At 44.1% G+C, this 23,778-nt stretch carries 20 protein-coding genes and 1 tRNA gene; 2 read left to right on the forward strand and 19 right to left on the reverse strand.

Annotated elements, in window-relative coordinates:
• Positions 1-7 precede the first annotated feature (7 nt).
• The 12 genes from WSWS_RS06495 to WSWS_RS06550 form a co-directional block, all read right to left on the reverse strand.
• Positions 8-2,068 carry a peptidoglycan D,D-transpeptidase FtsI family protein gene (locus WSWS_RS06495; protein WP_070230507.1) on the reverse strand — a complete coding sequence of 687 codons (2,061 nt, stop codon included), beginning with the start codon at positions 2,066-2,068 and terminating at the stop codon, positions 8-10.
• Between the two features lie 172 nt (positions 2,069-2,240).
• The gene (gene greA / locus WSWS_RS06500) at positions 2,241-2,741 is read right to left on the reverse strand and encodes a transcription elongation factor GreA (protein ID WP_070230508.1); all 501 of its coding nucleotides are present in this window, start codon (positions 2,739-2,741) and stop codon (positions 2,241-2,243) included.
• 81 nt (positions 2,742-2,822) lie between these two features.
• On the reverse strand, positions 2,823-5,483 hold the full coding sequence (locus WSWS_RS06505; RefSeq protein ID WP_237342583.1) for a YfhO family protein: 2,661 nt from the start codon (positions 5,481-5,483) through the stop codon (positions 2,823-2,825).
• 248 nt (positions 5,484-5,731) lie between these two features.
• Positions 5,732-6,406 (reverse strand): phosphate signaling complex protein PhoU, encoded by a 675-nt coding sequence (gene phoU / locus WSWS_RS06510; protein WP_070230509.1) that lies wholly within the window; start codon positions 6,404-6,406, stop codon positions 5,732-5,734.
• A gap of 10 nt (positions 6,407-6,416) precedes the next feature.
• Positions 6,417-7,175 carry a phosphate ABC transporter ATP-binding protein PstB gene (gene pstB, locus WSWS_RS06515; RefSeq protein WP_070230510.1) on the reverse strand — a complete coding sequence of 253 codons (759 nt, stop codon included), beginning with the start codon at positions 7,173-7,175 and terminating at the stop codon, positions 6,417-6,419.
• A gap of 10 nt (positions 7,176-7,185) precedes the next feature.
• Positions 7,186-8,010: a phosphate ABC transporter ATP-binding protein PstB gene (pstB, locus tag WSWS_RS06520; protein ID WP_070230511.1), complete on the reverse strand. Its 825-nt coding sequence runs from the start codon at positions 8,008-8,010 to the stop codon at positions 7,186-7,188.
• Between the two features lie 32 nt (positions 8,011-8,042).
• A complete protein-coding gene (gene pstA / locus WSWS_RS06525) occupies positions 8,043-8,936 on the reverse strand; it encodes a phosphate ABC transporter permease PstA (protein ID WP_070230512.1) in 894 nt (297 codons plus the stop codon).
• 2 nt (positions 8,937-8,938) lie between these two features.
• Complete coding sequence (gene pstC, locus WSWS_RS06530; protein WP_070230513.1) at positions 8,939-9,856, reverse strand: phosphate ABC transporter permease subunit PstC; 918 nt, start codon at positions 9,854-9,856, stop codon at positions 8,939-8,941.
• A gap of 20 nt (positions 9,857-9,876) precedes the next feature.
• Entirely contained in the window at positions 9,877-10,749 is an 873-nt protein-coding gene (locus WSWS_RS06535) for a phosphate ABC transporter substrate-binding protein PstS family protein (RefSeq protein WP_070230514.1), read from the reverse strand.
• Between the two features lie 172 nt (positions 10,750-10,921).
• Positions 10,922-12,346: a dipeptidase PepV gene (gene pepV, locus WSWS_RS06540; RefSeq protein WP_114981425.1), complete on the reverse strand. Its 1,425-nt coding sequence runs from the start codon at positions 12,344-12,346 to the stop codon at positions 10,922-10,924.
• 119 nt (positions 12,347-12,465) lie between these two features.
• Positions 12,466-13,422 (reverse strand): hypothetical protein, encoded by a 957-nt coding sequence (locus tag WSWS_RS06545; protein ID WP_070230516.1) that lies wholly within the window; start codon positions 13,420-13,422, stop codon positions 12,466-12,468.
• Between the two features lie 171 nt (positions 13,423-13,593).
• The gene (locus tag WSWS_RS06550) at positions 13,594-15,579 is read right to left on the reverse strand and encodes an ABC transporter ATP-binding protein/permease (RefSeq protein WP_070230517.1); all 1,986 of its coding nucleotides are present in this window, start codon (positions 15,577-15,579) and stop codon (positions 13,594-13,596) included.
• Positions 15,580-15,747: 168 nt separating this feature from the next.
• Between WSWS_RS06550 and WSWS_RS06555 the strand changes: the two genes are divergently transcribed.
• Entirely contained in the window at positions 15,748-16,386 is a 639-nt protein-coding gene (locus WSWS_RS06555) for a TetR/AcrR family transcriptional regulator (protein WP_070230518.1), read from the forward strand.
• 83 nt (positions 16,387-16,469) lie between these two features.
• Here the strand turns inward: WSWS_RS06555 and WSWS_RS06560 are convergent.
• From WSWS_RS06560 to mreB, 5 genes are all read right to left on the reverse strand, one after another.
• Positions 16,470-16,541: transfer RNA gene (locus tag WSWS_RS06560), tRNA-Glu, on the reverse strand.
• A 74-nt stretch (positions 16,542-16,615) separates the two neighbouring features.
• The gene (gene proC / locus WSWS_RS06565) at positions 16,616-17,407 is read right to left on the reverse strand and encodes a pyrroline-5-carboxylate reductase (RefSeq protein WP_070230519.1); all 792 of its coding nucleotides are present in this window, start codon (positions 17,405-17,407) and stop codon (positions 16,616-16,618) included.
• Between the two features lie 58 nt (positions 17,408-17,465).
• Positions 17,466-18,653 carry an FtsW/RodA/SpoVE family cell cycle protein gene (locus WSWS_RS06570; protein ID WP_070230520.1) on the reverse strand — a complete coding sequence of 396 codons (1,188 nt, stop codon included), beginning with the start codon at positions 18,651-18,653 and terminating at the stop codon, positions 17,466-17,468.
• A 32-nt stretch (positions 18,654-18,685) separates the two neighbouring features.
• Positions 18,686-18,895 carry a DUF2969 family protein gene (locus tag WSWS_RS06575; protein WP_070230521.1) on the reverse strand — a complete coding sequence of 70 codons (210 nt, stop codon included), beginning with the start codon at positions 18,893-18,895 and terminating at the stop codon, positions 18,686-18,688.
• Between the two features lie 16 nt (positions 18,896-18,911).
• Entirely contained in the window at positions 18,912-19,889 is a 978-nt protein-coding gene (mreB, locus tag WSWS_RS06580; protein WP_070230522.1) for a rod shape-determining protein, read from the reverse strand.
• Positions 19,890-20,044: 155 nt separating this feature from the next.
• Between mreB and WSWS_RS06585 the strand changes: the two genes are divergently transcribed.
• Positions 20,045-21,415 carry a UDP-N-acetylmuramoyl-tripeptide--D-alanyl-D-alanine ligase gene (locus tag WSWS_RS06585; protein WP_070230523.1) on the forward strand — a complete coding sequence of 457 codons (1,371 nt, stop codon included), beginning with the start codon at positions 20,045-20,047 and terminating at the stop codon, positions 21,413-21,415.
• A 46-nt stretch (positions 21,416-21,461) separates the two neighbouring features.
• Here the strand turns inward: WSWS_RS06585 and WSWS_RS06590 are convergent, their stop codons facing one another.
• Both WSWS_RS06590 and WSWS_RS06595 read right to left on the reverse strand, forming a co-directional pair.
• Entirely contained in the window at positions 21,462-22,121 is a 660-nt protein-coding gene (locus WSWS_RS06590) for an ABC transporter ATP-binding protein (RefSeq protein WP_070230524.1), read from the reverse strand.
• Positions 22,122-22,141: 20 nt separating this feature from the next.
• Complete coding sequence (locus tag WSWS_RS06595; RefSeq protein WP_070230525.1) at positions 22,142-23,575, reverse strand: ABC transporter permease; 1,434 nt, start codon at positions 23,573-23,575, stop codon at positions 22,142-22,144.
• Between the last annotated feature and the right edge of the window lie 203 nt (positions 23,576-23,778).

Below are 23,778 nucleotides of genomic sequence, written 5' to 3' on the forward strand. Positions count from 1 at the left end.
GATTAGTCTATTTTGTGCTACTTCCCTTATTTTCAACATCTTGCCAGAAAGCTTTCCAAATAGCATGCGACATCGGAATACTTACTGAGTCAGATGTTTGACTAGAGATACCTGGGATGGCAACGGCAACGGCAACGTTTGCGTTTGGCACAAACGAAATGGCAGTGGAACTATATGTGTCCTCACCATCTGTCGTTGTTTCAGCAGTACCAGTCTTAGCGTAAACCTCTGGCGTCAGATCCTTCAAGCCAGTACCAGTCGCATAGCCTGAACCGTGAACAACTTGATACATACCCTCATAAATTAAATCACGCTCTGCCTTGGTCCAACCAACTGTCCCCAAAACCTGCGTGGCAATTGAGGTTGCCACAGTGCTCTTACTTGAATGCGCTGAACGTGACAAGATAGCATCAACGACGTGCGGACGAACGCGATAGCCACCGTTTGCAACAGTGGCAGCATATTGTGCCAGTTGCATCGTGGTGTACGTATCGTATTGACCGAAAGATTCGTCCAAGGTATTACCTGTGTGATCAGAATCGGTAGATCCACGCACACCGGAAGTTTCACCTGGTAAATCAATCCCGGTCATCTGGCCAAGGCCGAACAAGCCCAAACCATTGCGCATTTTATTCCAGACATTACTGTCTAAGCCGGTCAACGACATACCTGAATGATACGTCAACCCACCCATCTTAAGCATCAATTGCATCACGTATGAGTTTGAAGACATCTTCAAGGCAGTTGGGATATCCAATGCGATACTATCACTACCATCCGTGTTGAAATAAGATGCCTTAGTGGCAGTACCTGCAATCTTGATTGGCACATCGGTAATGGTATTATTCGTAGTGGTGATGACATTATTCAACAAAGCCGTGGTGATCATCGCTGGCTTAACCACGGATCCAACTGGGAATGATCGGTTAATCGTTCCCAACGGATCAGAGGTCTTCTCACCTGTTTTATTATCACGATATGAACCAGCCATCGCATAGATCGCACCAGTCTTAGGATTGATGATGACCGCGTATGCTCCTTGTGTCAATCCGTCTGGCATTTGTTCTTCCAAAATCTTTTGGACATCCGCTTGAAACTTTGAATTAACCGTCAGCCGCAAGTTATTGCCGGCTTGGCCTGCGTACAAGGTCGTCTTGGTGGTCTTATCAGTTTTACCATTCGTGGTCACAGTGTACTTCTTTTTCGTACCCCGTAATGTGGCCTCATAGAATTGCTCCAGATAGGAAGTTCCCACGGAATCATCACGAGCATACCCTTGTGATAATAATTGATTGACTGAAGAATCTGGTAACCCAGTCTTCGAAGTTGAAACCGAACCAATCAGGGACTTCATCGCCGTCCCATTTGGATAATCACGCGTGTAGTATAGGCCGACCTTGACCCCTGGCATCTTAGATTGCCGTTCACCAATCTCGGCGATTTCCTTATCAGTGACATCCGTTTCCTTCAAATAAACCGTTGACAACGCATAGGCGTTTGCCATCTTTTGGTAGAGCATCGCCTTGTTTTCTTGGTTCTTCGTCAAAGGAAACTTTGCTTCGTGTTTTTGCACATAGGCTTCAAGTTGGGCAATATAGGCATCTGAACCACTAGGTAACGGGTTTTTCAGGGCAGCGGCTACTTTGGCGCGCCGCTTATCATCTTGAATGTAATAAACCGCGTAATTTGCTTTTGATAACGTCTTGGTATCGACCTGCAAGTGATTACCGACTGTATTAGCAGTATGATACATATCACTAGTGGTCACTGACTTAGGCCGCGTATAGGTGATGGCCTTTGATCCCTTGTTAGCAACGATCACTTTACCGGTACTATCATAAATCATGCCACGCTGAACCTTCTCAGTTTCAGTACTTTCGGAATTACTGGTAATTTGCGCGACAAATTTATCGTGTTGTGAAATTTGCAGCTTTACTAGCTGCATTCCCAATGCTGCTAGCATCAGAATGACAATTCCCATCAGTACATTCAATCGAATTGGAATACGTGATAGGGAGTTTTTTGATATCCGCGAACGTGCACGTCGACGGCGCTTTGAACTAGCCATGTCACACCCTTTTCTATCTGATTTCTATCAATATATTGCTTTACAAACTAACCTAGATTTTACCACAAATCGCGTGGCAGATACTTAAACTGCATCGATTCGTATGAATACAAATAAAGGTGCGAGCCCGTGTCATACGTACTCACACCTTTATCATACTCGCTACCAATAATTATACCAATTCGACGTTCACGATCTTTACTTCGTATGAGATACCAGCGTCTGGTACCTTGATTGTAACTAAGTCACCAATCTTGTGGCCCAACAAAGCTGAACCCATTGGTGATTCATTTGACACATACTGATCTTTGTTTTCATCAATGTTGAAACGAATTTCTTCGGCCCCAAAGATGTAATACGTTTCAGGCTCATCATCGTCTTCTTGGAAAGTCACCTTTTTACCCAAAGTAATCTGATCAGCTGGTTCTGAGGCTGGATCGATTAAAGTCACATTGTCCAAGATATTTTGTAATTCAGAAATACGACCTTCAGCAAAAGCTTGTTCATCCTTAGCTGATTGATATTCTGAATTTTCTGATAAGTCACCATGCGAACGAGCTTCTTGAATTGCAGCCGTAATCTTAGGGCGCTCAACCGTAATCATCTCATTCAACTTTTCTTCTAATCGTTGCTTGCCCTCAATTGTCATTGGGTATGTTTTATTCTCAGCCATAACGGCCTCCTTTTTTATATTTAAGCGTATTTGATAGTTTTTGCCATCATTTTTCAAATTGTACAATACCACGGCTAGCGGCTAGTGTAAAGTTAAATCTTTCACACGACGCTTTTTCCGCGCTCCTTCTGACCAACTAAACCCGATCATAAAGAGTATAAAGCCAATCGTCGTAATCACACCATACCGGAGCATTGGTACCGAATATTTGAATGTAACCGTATGCTCGCCTGGCCCGATAACCGCCGCCATAAAGAAGTTTGCAACTTTGATCGTATCCACTTCTCGGCCGTCAACATACATTTTCCAACCGGATGATGCCGGAATTGTCGTCATCAACAAGCCACTACCAATTGGCATTTTAATTGAACCGGTGATTTTAGTCGACGTTGCCGACGAGATTTTCAAACCATTCTGTTGCAAGCTAGATGCTTGTTGCTGGAATACCTCAGTTTTAAGATGATACAATGACACATCTTGTAACCAAACGGAAGCCTTTTTCAAAGTAATCGTAATCGTTTGCTGTGCATTCTTATTGGCATTTGGCAATGGCAAAATGATGGTGTGTCGGTGCGATGGAATCTCACTAACCTGGACACCATTCACCAAAATTGAGATGTCGTCATTGGAAACACCACTACCGATGGTCAGGTAATATGGCCCATTGCCATCGGCCTTATAGCGCAAGGTTAACGATGCACCTAAATTGGCGTCCTTTTTCTTCAGGAAGGCACCAGTCACGACGCTAGGCGCATCCAAATTAGCCCCAATTGCTTGTTCAAAGTTAGCACTAATGATTGGCCCGGTATCAGTTGCTCCCAACAATGCCTGCCACAAACGATTCTGATTGGTCATTGGATCATTCTCTTTGGACGTCACCGATAAAGCGGCGGTATTCGCTGCAAAGGCCACCGGCAATGCTTGATTGTTTTTCGATAATTCAATATTATTAATGATTTTTTGACTACTATAAATGCCATCAGTATCATCACGCGGTAAGATGGCCATGTTAGCTGGTGTGCCAGCAATGGTCGCGTCGATGCCAGTGGTTTGCATCAAGTAACGCATTCCTAACAAACTATCAGTCACCAAGGTACCACCATCATAGTTAACATAGTTATCCCCTTCAGGTTCACCAATAATGGCCATAAAATCACTCTGTTGATGCTCTAATGCTGAGGTGAAGGTCGACGCACCATAGTAGCCACCTTGCAATGCATCACCCTTAGTACGTTGGAATGATTGTGCCACTCGATAAAAGTCTTTTTGCTTGCTTGGTAAGGTTTTAGTCACACTTTCCAAAGAAGTAATCAAATTTTGATATTCAGTTTGTGTCAGGTAGCTAAAATTATTTAGTGTCCCGACAGTTGAAACCACCATTTCACCGGCAACAAGAATGAGCATGGCTGGCAACCACCACCAACCACGCCATGGTAGCAGATGGAAAGCTAAAATAACCAAGAAAAAACTAACGCCAACCCATAATTGCGTTGATGACAGGTAATTTAATTTAGGCAAACGTTGATATAAATAAGCTACCACCGCGATCAGAATGATTAAAATACCGATGATCTGCGGCCAACTGAAAGTCAACTTTGGTGACCAAACCGACCCCGCTAACCAAATCAGCCAGAAACTAAACACAAATGAAAAACGATATGGATACCATACTGGAAACTGGAAGCCATGCCAGGCTACATCCAATGGTGCATACATCATTGAGACAATCAGAAAAGCAGTGACCAAGAGAGCCACCACACGTGTTTGCCAACGAATATCCCGATAGGTAAAGAAAAACCAAACCACAATTAAAATAAGACTGCCAACAAAAATATTCGCCGTACCCGTTTGCATCTGGTCAAAATTATAGGTGCCATTAAATAATTTGGCTAACAAATCAAGCGGCTTATATTCAAACTCATTCTTCAACCCAGACAACATATGTTGCCCTTTGGAATTCACCAAGCTGGCAGCCGTTGGTAGCCAAACAAATGTGGCTAAGCCCAAACTAATGACAGAACCAAAAACGAACCTGCCAAAGATAATGCCACGTTGCCGCAAAGAATATGGCTGCCACGACAGACGCCACAGCAAATACACCACTAAAAAGATGCCGATCATATAGGCCATGTAGTAATTAATGATAAAAATGGCCGTTAAACCCCAGATATAACGCCAATGTGATTGGTTATCTAAATAACGTTCCAACCCCATGACAATCAGTGGTAACAAAATAGCCGCGTCTAACCATAAGAGGTTCAGTTCGTTAGCGACAAACCAACCCATAAAGGCGTAGCTGACTGAAAAAATAGGTAGTTGCCACCCGCTCTGCCAACGCATACTCCGGAGAGCATACGCCATACTCCAGCCAGCGAAACTATACTTCAAAACCGTCACGAGTAAAATACCCACCGGTAATTTTGCATTTGAGAATGGTAGTAACAATAAATTAAATGGACTCAGCAAGTAGTAGGCCCAATCGCCATAAGTTTCACCACCAAGTCCCTTGGCAAAACTGTAAAAGATTGAGGTGGGCGAATGCAGTACAGCATCCCGATAACCCGCAAAAAAATCAATATATTGCTGACCTAAATCAACGGTTAATATCGAACTAGTACCAAAGGGCGCCATTTTGCGGTATGCAAAATAAGCCAACATGATCAAACCAGGTAAGAGGAAACTCACCCAAAGGGCGTAGGTATTCACACGCCACCGTAATGGATTTAAATTTATTTTTTTCACATGGATTGCTCCAATTTCTTTGTTATTGAATTCATACCTTTTCATTTAACCACACAGTCGACACTCTTAGGTTACATCCATGTAAATCTTTAATAGTTAAAACCATAAAAAAGACCATTATTTTAGCTTAACTCAGCGCATACAACGTGCCTCGTAAGGTAAATGGCAGGGTTATGCATTGCCGTCATTTATAAAAAACAGCATCTTGGCATGCCAAAACGCTGTTTTTACGATCATAAATAATTTGCTTAGATAAATGACGATGCACCGGGGTTCAACTCAACAATCTTACCCGTCCGCTTGTAGATAATCCACTCCGCAATGTCTGTCACATAGTCAGACGTCCGCTTCAAGTAACCACCAACAACCAGGTAATCCGTGGAAGCATTCACCAATTCAGGATCTTGCTTCATTGATTCAACCGCCAAGTCACGGATGTGCTTGGTATCTTCAGAAACTTCTGAAGCAACAATTGACATGCGATCAGCATTAGCAGCATCATCGTTGACATAATACATCAACACATCCGCTACCATCTTGGCCACCTTGGCGCCAGTTTCCCCAATTTGTTGCTCAATTTCAGCAACTCGTTGATTACCCTTCACGTGAATGGTCGACAAAGCAATGTTACGCGCGTTATCACCAATTCGTTCCAAAACTGAGACTGCCTTTAAAATCGTGACGATCTCACGTAAATCAGTCGTAACCGGTTGATATAAGGCAATCATTTCAAAGGTCTTCTTTTCCAAAGCAATTTCGCGTTGGTTGATGGCCTTGTCACCTTCAATAATTTCATTGGCACCACTACGATCATGGTCCAAAAACGTTTGAACAGCATGTTGGATCGTCTCTGATACCAACAAGCCCATTTCAGTAAATGATGTGTCCAAATCTGCTAATTCTTCATCAAATAAACGACGCATATTACTCTCCTTATCCGAAACGACCAGAAATATAGTCTTGAGTCTCTTGCTTCTCAGGGTTCATGAAAATTTGCTTCGTATCACCCACTTCAATTAAATCACCACTCATAAAGAAAGCAGTTCGATCTGAAATACGAGAAGCCTGTGACATTGAGTGCGTCACAATAATCATTGTGTACTTGTCACGCAATTCAATCAAGGTGTTTTCCACCAAGTGCGCTGAAACCGGATCCAAGGCTGATGTTGGTTCATCCAACAGCAAGATTTCTGGCGAAGTCGCCAAAGCACGGGCAACTGACACACGCTGTTGTTGTCCACCTGACAATGATAACGCTGACTTATGCAAGTTATCTTTAACTTCATCCCAGACGGCAGCTTGCTTCAAACTAGTTTCAACTTTTTCATCAATCACTGACTTATTCTTTTCACCAGCCGTACGCAACCCAAAGGCTACATTATCATAGATTGAAAATGGGAAAGGATTAGGTTGTTGAAAGACCATGCCAATTTTCTTACGTAAGTCAACTGTATCCATGGTTGGTGCATATATGTCAACGCCATCTAACAAAAATGTCCCCGTCACGGTCACATAATCAGTCAAATCGTGCATCCGATTCAAGGCACGCAAGTACGTTGACTTTCCTGAGCCAGAAGGACCAATTAGAGCAGTGATACCATACTTGTCATAATCCAAGTTGATGCCATGTAGCGCTTCTTTATCGTGGTAATACAACCGTACATTTTCTGTTGTTAATAACTTTTCTGCCATGTTGTACCCCTTAACCAAAGTTTCCATTCACGTAATCGATAGTTCGTTGAACCTTCGGCCGCGTGAAAATCTTACGTGTTTGATCGTATTCAATGACTTGACCGAGATGGAAAAAGGCCGTGTAATCTGAAATACGAGCCGCTTGCTGCATATTATGCGTCACAATGATGATTGTGTACTTATCTTTTAATTCCAACAATGTATCTTCAATCTTTGACGTTGAAATTGGATCTAAGGCCGATGCCGGCTCATCAAGCAATAAAATGTCTGGTTGCATGGCAACGGCTCGCGCAATGACCAACCGTTGTTGTTGACCACCCGATAATTCCAAAGCTGACTTGTACAAATCATCCTTGACCTCATCCCATAAAGCAGCTTGCTTAAGACTAGTTTCAACCCGCTCAGCTAAGACGGCTTTATTCTTAATGCCATGTTGCTTCAAGGCAAAGGTAATATTTTCATAAATTGACTTAGCAAATGGGTTTGGCCGTTGGAACACCATGCCAATGTGCTTACGCATTTCGTAAACATCGACGGCCTTAGAATTAATATCAATACCACGGTACATGATATTACCCTTAACCGTCGCCACATCGTCATTCATTCGGTTCAATGAACGTAAGAAAGTTGACTTTCCTGACCCAGAAGCACCGATCAATGATGTAATCTTAAACCGCTCAAACTTCAAATCGGCGTCTTGCAAAGCTAAATTATCACCATAGTATACTTTTAAATCATTGGTAGATAAAGCCACCTCATGCTTTGATTCATCCATATTCATGATGTAACGCTCAGGCATCACATCATCGAATACCAATCCTGAATTTTCACTCATTAGTTTTTCCTCTTACCTTCTAGACCATCATCTTACTTTGATGACGTCAAGCGCTGGTACAAAACCTTACTCAAGTAGCGAGCTAAGACGTTGAACAACAATACTGCCAAAATCAACACTGCCGAGGCGCCAGCTGAAACAGCGGCTGCATCTGGCATAATACCTTCTGAATTAATCTTCCAGATGTGCACAGCCAAAGTTTCGGCGGGACGCATCAAATTTAAAGGTGATGACACATTGAAGGGATTCCAGTCAGTAAAGTCCAACGCGGGTGCCGACTGACCAGCAGTATAGATCAAGGCAGCGGCTTCACCAAACACACGTCCCGCGGACAAAACAACTCCCGTCACGATTGAAGGTAACGCGGCTGGCAAAATGACATGGCCGACCGTCTCCCAACGTGACAAGCCCAAAGCAGAACCTGCTTCACGTTGCAAGTTTGGAATTTGACGCAATGATTCTTCGACCGAACGTGTTAACAAAGGTAGATTAAAGAATGTTAATGCGACCGCCCCTGAAAGTAATGAGAAGCCAAAGTTGAATTGTACAACAAAGAGCAAGAAACCAAACAAACCAACAACAACTGATGGCAATGATGATAAAATTTCGATCGCTGTGCGCACAAACCCGATGACCCTTGACTTTTTTGAGGCATATTCATTTAAGTAGATGCCTGATCCCAAGGCAATTGGAAATGAAATGATCATGGTAATCAATAGCAGATAAAATGAGTTAAAGAGCTGGATACCAATACCACCACCAGATTCGAAGGCCTTGGCTGGTGAGGTTAGAAAATGCCATGAGAGATGTGGAATACCGCGATATAGGATGAATCCCAACAAGGCTGCCAAGACGATGACAACGAAGCCCGCGATACCATACAGGACGGCACTGGCAATTTTATCAACACGTTTTGCGTTTAACATAATTACATAGCTCCCTTCTTACCGATCGCACGGATAACCAGATTGAATACCAATGACATCAACAACAAGATCAAAGCTAAACTCCACAAAACGTTGTTATCAAGTGAACCCATAACCGTGTTTCCAATGCCTTGTGTCAACACTGACGTCAAGGTAGCGGCTGGCGTCGTTAAGCTTTGTGGCATCAATGCCGCATTACCAACAACCATTTGTACGGCCAACGCCTCACCAAATGCCCGCGCCATCCCAAAGACAATCGCTGTCAAAATACCAGGTGTGGCTGACCGCAAGATAACCTTGTAAATCATCTGCCACCGCGTCGCACCCAATGCCAGCGCTGATTCACGGTAATGACGAGGGACTGCCCGTAACGTATCAACGGTCATGGAAGTCACCGTTGGTAAAATCATGACAAACAAGACCAAGGCACCAGCCAAAATTCCAAAGCCAGAACCGCCAAAAATTGTGCGCATAACTGGCACAATGACCGTCAAACCAATAAATCCATAAACAACTGAAGGAATTCCGACCAACAACTCGATAACTGGTTGTAGCACCTTTGATCCACGTTTTGGTGAAATTTCAACCATAAAAATGGCTGTGCCAATCGCGAACGGCGTCGCAATCAATGCCGATAACAGCGTTACCAAAAACGAACCAACGATCATTGGTGCAGCACCCGTATAGGGATGACCAGCCGCATCAGTTTGTCCCGGTGCCCACTTGGTACCGGTTAAAAAATCCCACAAGTTTACATGATTAGTAAAGAATGTGGCTAAGCCCTTTGAGGCTACGAACCAGAAAATCGATAATACGACGATTACAATTACTGTCAAAGCCGACAAAGATACCACCCGACCAAACCGATCTTTCTTGGTCGCAGTTGATGTCTTTGTTAATGCTTCACGGATTTCATCCATGTCTATTCTCCTACTCAACCTTACTTAACGTTTGTAATTTTCCCATCGACTGTACGTTCAATCTTCATATTTTGAATTGAAATGTAGCCCAACTTTGGGACAACAGTCGTTTGAATCTTCTTAGATTGCAAATAATTCAAGAAGCCTTGCACTGCGGCTTTAGGTTTGCCTAATGTATAGATGTGTTCGTATGACCAAATTGGCCACTGACCAGTTTCAACGTTTTTCTCAGTTGGTGCGACACCATCAATCATGGGGGCCACAACGGTACTATCTACATATGAAAATGCGGCGTATGAAATGGCGCCTGGTGTGGTTGCAACAATTGAACGAGCAGTTCCTGAAGAATCTTGCTCTTGTGCATCAGCAGCACTGTGACCATCTAAGCCCCATTTTTCAAAGGTTGCCCGCGTTCCAGAACCCGTGACACGATTCACCAAGACAATTTTTAAATTCTTACCACCAACTTGATTCCAATTAGTCACCTTCTTAGTGAAAATTTGAATAAGTTGTTGTTTGCTCAACTTCTTAACCCCGGCTGACTTATTAATCAGCGGTGTAATTCCAACGACGGCAATCCGATGATCAACTAACTTTTCAGCCTTAATACCGTCTTTTTCTTGGGCAAACAAATCTGAATTACCTAAATCAACGGCACCAGCTTGTACTTGGGCCAATCCGGTACCAGTTCCACCACCTTGAACATTAATAAAGATTCCTTTGTGGGAAATCTGGTACTCTTCACCAGCGGCTTCAACCAGTGGTTGTAACGCTGTTGAACCAACGGCATTGATATTAACACCCGAAGTCTGACTCCGCGTGTTAAATCCCCAAGCCAACAGTCCCGTTGCAGCTACTACTACAACGGCACTCATTAACCATTTGCGCTTCATGAATCACGCCTCCTAATTTTTCGTCTACTCTACTGATATCTATTATCCATTGACTTTGTAAAGGTCTGATGGCGTAATTGTAAAGCTTTCCTTTACAAAAGCATAAAAAAAACTGCACACGCACTGTGTACAGTTTTGAAAACGCTTCCTAGTATTTTAGGATGCAAACCTTTTAGTCATTTGCTAGTTCGTACATGGCTTGTGCAAAGATTGCCATCGCACGCGTCAAGTCAGCAACTGGGTAAAATTCATCCGCCTGGTGCATCGTATCTGGCACCCCTTCAAACATGGCCCCAAAGGCAACACCACGTTCAAACAAGCGTCCGAATGTTCCCCCACCGATGACCTGCTCGCCAGCTGGCAAACCGGTGTGCTCACGATAAACCTTCAACAAAGTGGCCACTAATGGATCATCACCAGGCACGTAGTGTGGTGCCATATTGTGGGCTGCTTGACTGGTTGTGGCAGCAAAATCATCTGCGAAGCCGGTCTTCACGGCTGCTTCGATTTCGGCTGGATTTGTATTCTTAGGATAACGGAAGTTTAAGTTCACGTAACCTTCTTCATCAGCCGCAAAACGTTGGATACCAACGTTCATTGACAAGTCACCCATCAAATCATCATGCTTGACAGCGCCAATCTTCACGGCTGTTGTGTCATCATGCACGGCATCCCCCAAGAAGTTTAGGTACCCCTTAGCATTCGCACCAAAGTCAAAGTCTTTCAAGAAGTTAGCCAAGTATGTTCCAGCGTTCTCACCAGTTTCTGGCATGGCGCCGTGAACTTGCTTACCGTAGAAAGTCAACGCCACGCGATTGTCCTCAACTTCAGCATCTGCCTTAACCCGTGATTCATTAGCCAAGTATGCTGTTAAGCGCTCAGCCAACTGGGTAGCCAAAGCCGTGTCCGCTGTTTCAACAACAGCCTTGGCAGTTCCAGGCACCATGTTAGGTCGTGAACCGGCTTCAAATGAAACTAGCTTGTATGAACCATCATTTGTACCGTCAAACTTCACTTCAATCGAAACATTTCCCTTTTCACCGTTAATGATTGGGAATTCAGCGTCTGGGGAGAAGCCCATAGTTGGTTGACCTTCAGCCGCGAAGAATTCATCCATACCCGTCCAATCAGATTCTTCATCGATGCCCATGACCACACGAATCTTACGCTTCAAAGGCAGGTTCAAGTCCTTCAATAGCTTCAAGGCATAGTAGGCCGTGAATGAAGGCCCTTTATCGTCTGATGAACCACGGGCGTATAGACGCCCATCTTCAATAACTGGCGTAAATGGATCTTTCGTCCAACCATCACCGGCGGGCATCACATCCAAGTGACCAACCACCACCAATGACTCCTCTGCATCAGGGTCACCCAATTCAGCATAAGCCACCAAGTTCTTGTAGTCGCCCACCTTAAAACCATCACGCTGGGCAAACTCTTCAAACTTAAGCAAAGCTTCCTTTGGACCTGGTCCCAACGGCGCATCTTCAGTAGCAGCCGCATCATCTCGAACTGAATTAATTGCCAACATTTCCTTTAAATCTGTTAGCAAAGCGTCTTCATATTTCAATGATTCTAAACGCCAATTTGTCATCAAACTAACCTCCAATATAATTCATAGGTAATTCCCATTTAATATAAATTACATTATAGCGCTTTTATTAATATTCCGCACTCCATCACAACAAAGCGTATCTGCTAGCACCTCGCATTGCGTTATTGGACCATTTGGAGCATTTGCGCATATAGGTGACTCACTTTTCGCTCGACGATTTCACGCTTTTTGATTAGATTTGAGTCACTTTGTTCAGTCTGGCGTAACTCCTCAGCCAATTGTTTAAAATCAACCCATGCGTCATACAGCACTGGTAAATCTGCATATCCCGCTAAGGCTGTTTCTAATTCAGTCGGCAGTTCGGCATCTGCTTGTAAGGATAATTTCGTAATAATCTTCAGATTAAGCTGCTTTGAGATGGACTCTGGGTACGCAGCAAACCGTCTCGTTAATTCCGCCTCAATGCGTCTGCGTACCAGCGGTACATCATACCCATTTTCAAGCAGCGCATGCACCTGTTCTGCCTGACGACGCGCCAGTAAACGCGCATCACGTAAAACCAAGGGCACATCGGCGGCGGCTAATGGCTCAAAGACATCATATAAGCGATGATGATCGGCACCGAGGACATCTTTTAATTTGAAATCTAACCATAATTTGGTTGGAAAATGCTGCCCTTTTTTAAACCGTGTGAGACTTTCATCGAAGGTCCGATCAATCCGTAATTTTTCTTGATTGACCAACTGGGCAATTTTGGGATCTAACTGCGCATGCATCGTAAAATGGACGCTTCCTAGAGCTAAAATTTGGCCGGTCCGTTTGGATTTCAATAGATATTGATTTTTTAACATGCGTCCACAGTCGCAGTAGAGTTTTTCCCCATTGGGCATTGCCGCTGGATACCATGGATTTTGTTGAAAACCCGCAAATTCCCACTCGGTATCAATTAAAAAATGTTGCTGCACAAACCACGAGGTCCATTCATAACGCTGATAATGTGCTAACGCATGCACTTGCTTGCTCGTCATGCCTGCCTGAATTTCATCACGTTGTTTTTGAGTCAGCATTCGCCATTTTACTTCAGATAATTCATTTCGATATTCATATTGATAAGCCACTAATTCACACCTCGATAAGTTTAACTTAACAAGTTTACCAAATATTCAGTTTTATGCAAGGACGACTAGCATGCATGCTGCCCCACCCTGCATTTAATCTCGCATAAAAAACTCGCATTGGCTACATAGCCAATGCGAGTAAGTCTTTATTAATTTGTTAATACGCCCGCTTTAATCAGCAGCTAGTGCGTCGATGGGATTCAACTTAGCAGCCTTGCGACTTGGCAATAGTGCCGCTAAGAAAGAAATCAACAAGGCAATCACAAAGGCAAAGACGACATTACCAATTGAAATTTGAACCATGTTAAATTTGGCAATACCATATAGGGCGGTATTTAGGACACCCATACCTAATCCGTAGGCCAAGCCTAACGCAATCACGGCTGAAATCAAACCGATGAAGAGCGCCTCACTGGTAAACAAACGACGAATGTCACGCTTACTTTCACCTAAGGCGCGCAAGATCCCAATTTCCTTGGTACGTTCTGCAACTGACATGTACATCGTTGCAATAATCATCAACGCTGACACAATCAACGAGATACCAGCAATTGCCGCCAGGACATACGAGGCGAGGTTGACAATCGTATTGATGGTATCCAGAATGCTGCCGATGGTTGTGGCAACGAAGGCCCGCTTGCCATCAGTCTTAATCTGATTCAAGCCCTTCGCAACCTGTTTTACATCATCCGTCTGACTTGCTAAGGCAACTGCAGCCATGTAATTTGTTGATGCCCCAGCCTTCACCAAGGCTTCCTTCACAGTCGCACTGGTTGGTGCGTTAATCGCCCCTGCTTGACCGCCATCCGTAATACCGCTGACCTTTAAGGCCAAAGTAACTGGCACTGGCAAGCCCTGCTTTGATACCGCCGTAAATTGGACGTTAATCGTCTTGCCAATTAAAGTTTTCGCTTTTTTGTCAGTCAATAATGCCGCAGTTTGCTTGTCTAACAACATTTCATTTTTACCAGGCTTATCACCAGATTTAATGACATCTTCGTTGTAAGAAACTGACCATGATTGGATGGCAGCTGTCGTCTTTTTTGAACCAAGACTTAATGATGAGGCCGCAAAATTATAAATTCCTTGTACTTTCTTGACATGTTTAACCGTGGTCATCTTCTTCAAATCATCACTTGAAATGGAAGCATGTGCATAATCTGTTTGTAGCTTTTGGCGGGTTTGTTCAATCCGTTGTGTATTCGCCGTCTTTTTATCATCAGTCACATTCTTCATGACGGTCACGATGTTTGGATTCGCTAATGAATTGACTTGATCATTAATATACGCCTTAATTCCATTACCCAAACCTGAGAACAAAAGCACTGCGAAAATACCAATCGCTGTTCCTAAGACAATAATTGAGTTTTGCTTCCAGTTATACGTTAAATGCTTAAAGGCCGTCTTATAACTCGAAGAACTTGGCAAGGGGCGATCCTCGATTTGAACACCACCATTTTGAAGTGGGTAGCCCTCCTTCAAGCGGGTATCAGATTCAATGACACCATCTGCTAAGTGAACGATGCGTGTACCATAGTCGGCGACTTCTTGTGAGTGCGTGACAGCAATGACCAGCTTGCCAGATGCCGCGATTTGGTCCAAGATTGCCAAAACTTCTTGCGTATTCTGTGAATCCAAAGCGCCAGTTGGTTCATCGGCAATAATCACTTGTGGATCTGAAGCCAGTGCACGAGCAATCGCAACTCGTTGCTTTTGCCCACCTGACAATTGGTTCGGATGCTTTTTAACTTGCGTTTCCAGTCCGACTTGCTTTAACAGCTCCATCGCACGATCATGCTTTTCTTTGTTTGTCAGCTTCGTCATTTCCAATGAAACTAAAACATTTTCCAAAACTGTCAAATGATTAATCAAATTGTACGACTGATAAATATAGCCGATCATACCCCGCCGGTATTCATCCATTTGCTTTTCTTTGGAGTGATCCAAACGCTGACCGTTAATAGTGACATTCCCTTGGAATTCACGATCCAAGCCCCCAATGATATTCATCAAAGTTGACTTACCACCACCAGATTCACCCAAAATGGACACGAAGTCACCGCGGTCAAATGACAAATTGATGCCCTTTAATACCGGAAATTCTTCTTTGCCGAGAAAATATGACTTGTAAATGTCATGTAGCTCAAGAAATGACATACTATCCTCCTTCACGCGTTCGGTGCGTGTCTCTATCTCTTTGATGTCACCAAGTTTACCGCCGCCAAAAATTAATGTCAACAAAAAGTTTAATTTAAAACTTGAAAAGTTAACTTTTTTGATTTTTGCCCGCATTCCTGCTAAACTGGTGGCAAGAGGTTTGATAAAATGAAACGAGAAGAAAAAAAAGCCCTCACAAGGCAACAACTGATTAAGGCCACGTTGGCCGCCATTGCCAATGAAGAAGATATTGAGCTCAAAAATATTGCCCGCGCTGCTGGTATTTCAGTCGTCACGTTATACAAGTATTTCCCTAGTAAGCAAGCACTACTAGAGCAAGCTGCCATTTTTCAATTCGAAATCATCGCCAACCATGTCCAGGAAATCATGAACCAAACAGAGATCGACTTTCCAGTGCGTATGGATCAATTCCACACCTTCCTCGCTGATTATCACATGCGCTATGCCAATAGCGATAAGAACAATCCAATCTATGACATCTTTGTGAATTCACCAATACTACAAGCTGAGTATCGAACACGGCTGGCAGCCCTATGGCAAATCATTATTGATGCGGGGCGTGACGCTGGCTACATCAATCGCACAATTAGTGATACAGCGCTCCGTCTATACATTGAAATGTATCTTTCATACTTTCATGATCCTGATAAAATCGCCTTAGTCCGTAGCACACCTAAGTTGGACGAAGAATTTGACGCCCTCTTCTTTTTTGGTTTAGCAGGGACTGTCACTAGAAATGAAACTGACAATACGCTGGATTTTTTCAAGAAGCCAAAGCATTCATAAATCAGGCACCGGCAAGCGGTGTCTTTTTTTGAGGTGCCGCTTAAGACACAAAAAAACCTCCGATTTCTCGGAGGTTTATCTAATAGCTCATCAGGGAGTCGAACCCTGGATGCCGGTGTGAAAAACCGGAGTCTTAACCGCTTGACCAATGAGCCATAATTACTACTTACTGTCTCTCAACAACAAATAATAATATACCAGGATTTCGCATTGAATGCAACCCTTTTTATCAATCAAATTCAGAATTTTTTTGCATTGTCGCTGCAATCGTCTTAGCAATGGTCTTTGCAAAGCCTTCAGACTCTAAGGTTGACCATCCAGCGGCCGTTGAACCACCTGGCGTCATCACACTATGCGCAAATTCTGTAGGCGTTTGTTCATGCTTACTTAGCACCTTCATCGTCCCGTTAACCATTTGTAAAGCAACCTTGTCAGCTACTTCGGATTCAATCCCTTGCGCCACGGCCGCCGCACTCAAAGCATTCACGAAGGCGGCCACAAAGGCGGGCCCCGATCCTGCTAAAGCGCTAATTGCCCCGAATTGCTCTTCTGGTAATTCATCAGCCCGACCAAAATAGGTAAACAACCCAAAGACCGCGCCCCGTGTGGCCGCATCCAACGTTCCTGCAAAGGCAATTGCTGTATAACCTTCTTTTTCTGCGACATTAACATTGGGCAATGTCCGGACTATTTGGGCCTGACTTCCTAAAGCAGCCTGCAGACTGCTAATTGATACGCCCCCCAAAACAGACGTGATGATCTTTTGTGGTGCCAACATCAGCAACATCTGCAAGGTTGGTGCAACTTCAGCCAAAGCCTTTGGTGGCATGGCCAAAATGAGTAAATCACTTTGCATGAAGGTCTCTTCAATTGAGGCCACGGCTTCAATCTGCAACTGCTCCGCCACCGCTGCACCAGAGTTGGGCGCATAAACGATTTGCCGTACCTCAGCGAGATCACGCCACCCCTTAATCATTGCCTGAGCCATGTGCCCAGCACCAATAAAGCCAATTGTTAACATTTTACTGCTCACTCCTTATTAAAAAATAGGCCTGTTGCAAAAACAAACCTATCATCTTTTATGAAAATCCTTCGTGCGTTGATAGTGTATAAGATCGGTTATGATAGCGCATCGACATCACCAAACCGATCCCGATCATATTTCCCACTAAGGCTGATCCACCCTGTGAAATGAATGGCAACGGGATACCAGTCAATGGCACCAAACCAATGTTCATCCCAATATTTTCAAAAATGTGGAATAACAACATCATCACCACCCCTGATGCAACGTACGCATAAAACTGATTTGATGTATCATTGACGACCTGAAAAATATGGTAAATCAGATAAAAGTATAGGACTAGTAATAACAAAGCACCTACGAAACCAAAGTTTTCTCCAATAACTGAGAAAATCATATCCGACTCACGAACAGGCACATTAACGTTTGAAACGTTGAAGCCAGTCCCGGTGAGACCGCCTGAGCCAATCGCCGTCATCGCTTGCCATAATTGATAGCCCGTATTGGTTGTGTCGCTTTGTGGGTTCATCCAGGCATCGATACGGGCAAACTGGTATGCCTCAAACCCAAACTTTTCCAAAATGTGTCGGCCCCAGGTTTGCGTGACGAATAGAATGGCCGTAATACCGACCGCGGCACCCGTAAAAATGATGGGTCCCAAAATTTTCCAAGAAATACCTGATACCAAGGTCATGCCAAAGACAATCGCTAAGAACACCAACATAGTTCCAAAATCGTGTTGGGCCAAAACCAATAGAATAATTGGCGCGGTCCAAAGCGCGATTTTACCCAATAGCAACCGATCAGAATTCCAGCTGTGTTCTGGATGCTGGACATTATGTGCCGTGATGACGCGACCAAGCATCAAAATAAAGGCGGGTTTCATAATTTCTGATGGCTGAAAGGTCAGCCCACCAATTGCAAACCATGATTTACCACCGGTCTCAACATAGTAGGTCTTGCTGTAAAAAATTAACACCGCGACCATCAAGAAAGTCCCAATGGAAAAAACGTACGGCGCCACGCGCCACAACCGTTCAGAATCAAATTGCATAATTACAGCAACGGCAATAATACCGATAACGTACCACAGCCCCTGCATGGTCACCATCCGGGTCACACTGACGCTTCCCGTATCATGCGTTGCCGCCACATAAATTGAGGCTAAACCGATAATCGCGAGCATCAGAACCGCAAAGACAATATTCCAATCAATGACGCCTCGATCTGCTTGTTTATTCATTTTTTCACCTCGTTAATCGTAAAGCTCAGTAATTAATGGTGTAGATTGTATTCTGAAATCAACAGCTCAACTGCCTCGTCAAATGACTTAGCTGTGACTGCTGTCTTATTTTCAAAATTAACCTTGATATTTTTTTGTGCTTCGTCGATGGTCCCAAGACGCACCTTGTTGATCTTTACCTCACTCAAGTTACCACCCAAGTCATTAATTTCAACGTCAATTGCTTTATTTCGTGAAGCCATAATTTTTTCCTCTTTCTTAGTGGTGCATGTGCTCTAGTAATTCACCGGCACCGCGCGCAACATTATCCAGTGGATGATCAGCGATAAATACGGGCACACCAAGTTCAGTTGAAATGAGTGTATCCATTCCCTTTAACAATGCGCCACCGCCAGTCAAAACAATCCCACGATCAATAATGTCTGAAGCCAATTCTGGTTGGATTTCTGACAAGACTTCATGGGCTGCTGCCACAATTTGATGCAATGAATCATGTAATGCTTCTTCAATTTCATTCGCGTTAATTTCGATGGAACGTGGCATACCTTCATGCATATCACGACCACGTACATTCATCTCCGCGGGTTCTTCTGAATGCAAAGCGGTCCCAATTGTAATCTTAATTTGTTCAGCCGTGCGTTCGCCGACCTGCAAATTATGGTGCCGCTTGATGTAGTTAGCGATGTCAGCATTCAATTTGTCCCCTGCGACACGGATTGAACGGGCTGAGACAATGTCCCCTAATGACAAAACAGCAATATCTGAAGTACCCCCACCCATATCAATCACCATTGAGGCAATGGGTGAGAAAATGTCTAAGCCTGCGCCAATCGCAGCCACCTTTGGCTCGTACTCCAAGTAAACTTTGGCACCACCAACCTTCTCAGCTGCTTGAATGATCGCTTTACGTTCGATTTCAGTAATATTCGTTGGTGCTGCAACCATAATGTTAGGGCGTGAAAAGATACCCTTAACATTCAACTTGCCAATAAAATATGACAACATGGCTTCCGTCATGTCAAAATCTGAAATGACACCATCCTTCAAAGGACGAACAGCACGAATATTTCCAGGCGTACGCCCAACCATTTGGTACGCTTCCTTTCCAACTGCCAAAACTTTGTCAGTTTTAGTATCTACCGCCACAACGGATGGTTCGTTTAAAACAATTCCCTCGTTTTCAACGAAAACCAACACGTTGGCCGTCCCTAAATCAATTCCGATTTCCTTGGCCATTTTTTTACCTCATTTTTTATTCCGCTTTGTCAAAAACAAACCGGCTGACTTTTTTTACATTCAGTAAACATTTTAGCACAATTTAACACATTAATTGCCCTTGGTTTTTTTTGCACGTACAATATAAGCATCACTTAAGATTCCGAGGAAAAATCATGCATTATACTGTTAATGAAATTGCCGCCATTCTTACGGCAGAAGTCTTAAACGCCACCGATGCCATGATCACCAATGTCGTTTTTGATGGTCGAAAAGCCACTGAAGGTTCATTATTCATCCCCCTTGTGGCCACCAATGATGGCCACAATTATGTGAAAGGCGCCATCGATAATGGTACGGTCGCAACCCTTTGGCAGATTGATCACCGACAGTCGGCGCCAAGCACAATTCCTGTCATTCTAGTTGAAAACACAGAGCATGCCTTTCAAGCACTGGCTGCTGCGTACCTGCAGCAAGTACATCCGCGTGTCGTGGCTATCTCTGGTTCCAATGGTAAAACGACCACCAAAGATTTTACAGCTGCGATTGGGGCAACCACCTATAAAACCGTGAAAACGCCAGCAAACTTCAACAATGAAATTGGCGTACCAACGACCATCTTAGCGATGCCTGAGGATACGGAATTGTTAGTGGTTGAATTTGGTATGGATCACCCAGGGGACTTGTCGTTACTATCTGGTCTGTATCACCCTGACATCACGTTACTCACCATGATTGGTGAAGCCCATATTGAATTTTTCAAAACGCGAGCCCGCATTGCCGATGGCAAGATGGAAATCATCAACGGGATGAATCCAGCTGGCACCTTTGTGTACAATGGTGATGAGCCCCTGTTGCGCGAACGGGCCGCACAACATCCTGAATTAAAGATGACCACGTTTGGCTTAAACCCTGACAATGATTTGTATGCTCATCACATTGAACTAACGCCAGTTAAGGGAACTTTCTTCACCAATCAAAGTCGCCACCGTTTTGAAATTGCGCTGACCGGTCGTTATAATGTGGCCAATGCCCTGGCTGCCATTCAAGTTGGCCGCTTACTGGCGATTCCATTTGATAAGATTGCAGTCGGTCTCGCGCAGGCTGCGCTCACCGAAAATCGGACCGAATGGTTGCCTGGTAATTTCGGTGGTCGCATCTTGAGCGACGTTTACAACTCTAATCCAACGGCCGCCAAGGAAGTATTGACCTTCTTTGCGGCCGCGCCAACTAAAGGTCGACGGATCGCCGTGCTCGGTGATATGCTGGAACTCGGTGAAGCTGGTCCCGCCTTACACGCAGCGTTAGCAGAGGTGCTCAACCCAACGACGATTCAAAAGGTTTATCTAGTGGGCTCAATCATTGAAAGTTTAGAACAAGCCCTCAAAGACAGTTATCCAGCTGGTGCTGTCAGCCGGTTTGACAAAGACGCTAAGGCGGCCTTGACGACGGTCTTAGAAAACGAATTAACGGCTGATGATATCATCCTTTTCAAGGGTTCGCACGGTATTCATCTAGAAGATATTGTGACTAAACTACGCCAATAATTTAAAGAAGCTCCTAACCTATTGCGGTTAGGAGCTTCTTTGCGCGTTACTTAACTGTAAACTTGTGATCCTTCAATTCGATTTGCACATCAGCTTCTTGCGCAACCTCCCGATCATGGGTAATCAGGATGACTGTCTTACCATAATCATGAGCGAGCTCTTTGAACAAGTCAACAATCAACTCTGAATTTTCATGATCCAAATTCCCAGTCGCTTCGTCGGCTGCCACGATCGGGGCATCAACTAATAATGCACGGACAATCGCGACACGTTGCTGCTCACCACCAGAAAGCTTTTGCACATTCTTAAAGGCTTTTTCTTCATCAATCCCAACCTTGGCTAATTGATCCAAAATATACTGACGATCACCCTTATGCGATGAGTTTGTTACTGCCAAGGCCGTTTCAATGTTTTGATAGGCTGTCATGGTAGTTAGTAGATTATAGGCTTGGAAAATCGTCGCCACGTACCGTTGCCGATATTTCGTCAAACCAATCTTATTAATTGATTCACCATCCACTGCAATTTCACCTTCACGGGGTGAATCCAACCCGGCTAAGAATGATAAGATAGTTGTTTTACCAGAACCAGATTCACCGACAATGGCGTAGAATTTCCCTGATTCAAATTCAAGATTAACATCAGTGTACAACTTGTTTGATTCATCCGTGTACCAATGAGTTAAATGTTTAATTGTTAATGTCATGTTTTCCCCTCACTATCGGATTAATCAGCTTGCAAAATTTGCTTTGGCTTCATACGCAAAATTGTGATTCCCGCACCACCGACTGAAAGCAAAGCAATCAATACCGCGACACCACCGAGTTCAGCCACAGCTGCTGGCGTCAAGACCGTGTCAATGTCGGTCGTCTGGGCTGTTGTTGTACCACCCATGCCGCCACCACCAGTTGGGGCACCACCGGTCTTACTTGTACCACTACCACCTGGCGCACCTTGAGTTGCGGCAGACTGTTGTGAACTTTGTTGTTGTTGAACCAGTGTGTTCGAAATTGAACCTGAAACAGCTGTTCCAGCGGCTGTGGCAACACCCAAGGCAACTGCCAAAACGATCAATAGTTCAGTGAACAATTGTGCGATCACCTTACCCTTAGTCTCACCAAGTGAAACTAGGATCCCGATTTCGCGACGACGTTCACGTGTCATCAACAAGATGATAAGTCCAAGAATCAAGACACCTGCGATGGCCACAATCCAGACAATCTTTGAAGCAAAACTAGCAACACCCTTCATCTGCTTAGCAGCCGCCTTGTATGATGACGCATCACTTGTCAAAGTCATATCTGAATCATTCAAAATCTTCTTCGCTGCGGTCACAAAGGCCTTGGTCTTTGAAGGGTCAGACATCGTGTAAGTGACATTTGAAACCTTACCAACAGTACCCGCGATCTTATTTGACAAAGTGTATGAGCCATAGATCGTGTTTGAAGGATCTTGTTGTGAGAAACCATCCGTGGTGGTCTTAACCTTGTAAATACCAACGATCTTCAAGGTCGTCTTTTCAGATGAATCAGAGGTATCCGCAACCTTGATTGTGTCTCCAACTTTCAAGCTGTTCGCTGAAGCCAATTCAGACTCAATTACAACGTTGTTTGTACCCTCGTCACTCGCTTTGATGCCACGGCCACTGGTAATCTTAGCCGTACCATCTGAGAAGCTTGTGGCCCCCGCCGTCGCACTGACACCATTAATTTGGATATCGCCAGAATTTGAGGTACCGCCGCCGAAACCACCTTGGGTTGAAGATGTCGTAGTTGATACGGCGCTAAAACCACTTGCATTAACTGAAGTGCTGGTTGAGACGTTATATGATGCCACGTTTGAAAGTGCAGCAATCTTCTTCGCCTTTGCAATCGTTGTCGTTGCTTGTGTGAAAGTTGGCTTACTTGAGCTTGATGAAGATGAGGAAGATGAGGAAGCCATTTGCTTTTGCATTTGTTTCATCATCTTGGTCCGGTTTTGCGAGAGCGTCACGGTTGACCCGATCGAGTTCGTCGCCGTCTTCGCCGAGGTCAACGCAGCGTTTTGGATAATCAAACCTGCCATAACAAACATCAAAATGACGCTTGACGTGATCATCAGTAGGATTGTGCGACCTTTCCTGGCCCACAGGGTGATCCCTGCACGTTTAATAAAGTTCATAAGTAATTCTCCATTCCAAGAATAATTTCTACGTATTGAATACTTGTATTCTATGCAGATGAACTTGCAGGAAGATTAAATAAGGCTCAAGTGAAACTTAAAAGCAAGAAAAGAACTATTGGACGACCGCCCCTGCCAACCATCCCCCAGTCAAACCGCCAAGTGCCAAAATAAAAAAAGCCATTAGATTAATAACCTAATGA

The sequence above is a fragment of the Weissella soli genome (assembly GCF_001761545.1).
GTDB classification, from domain to species: Bacteria; Bacillota; Bacilli; order Lactobacillales; family Lactobacillaceae; genus Weissella; species Weissella soli.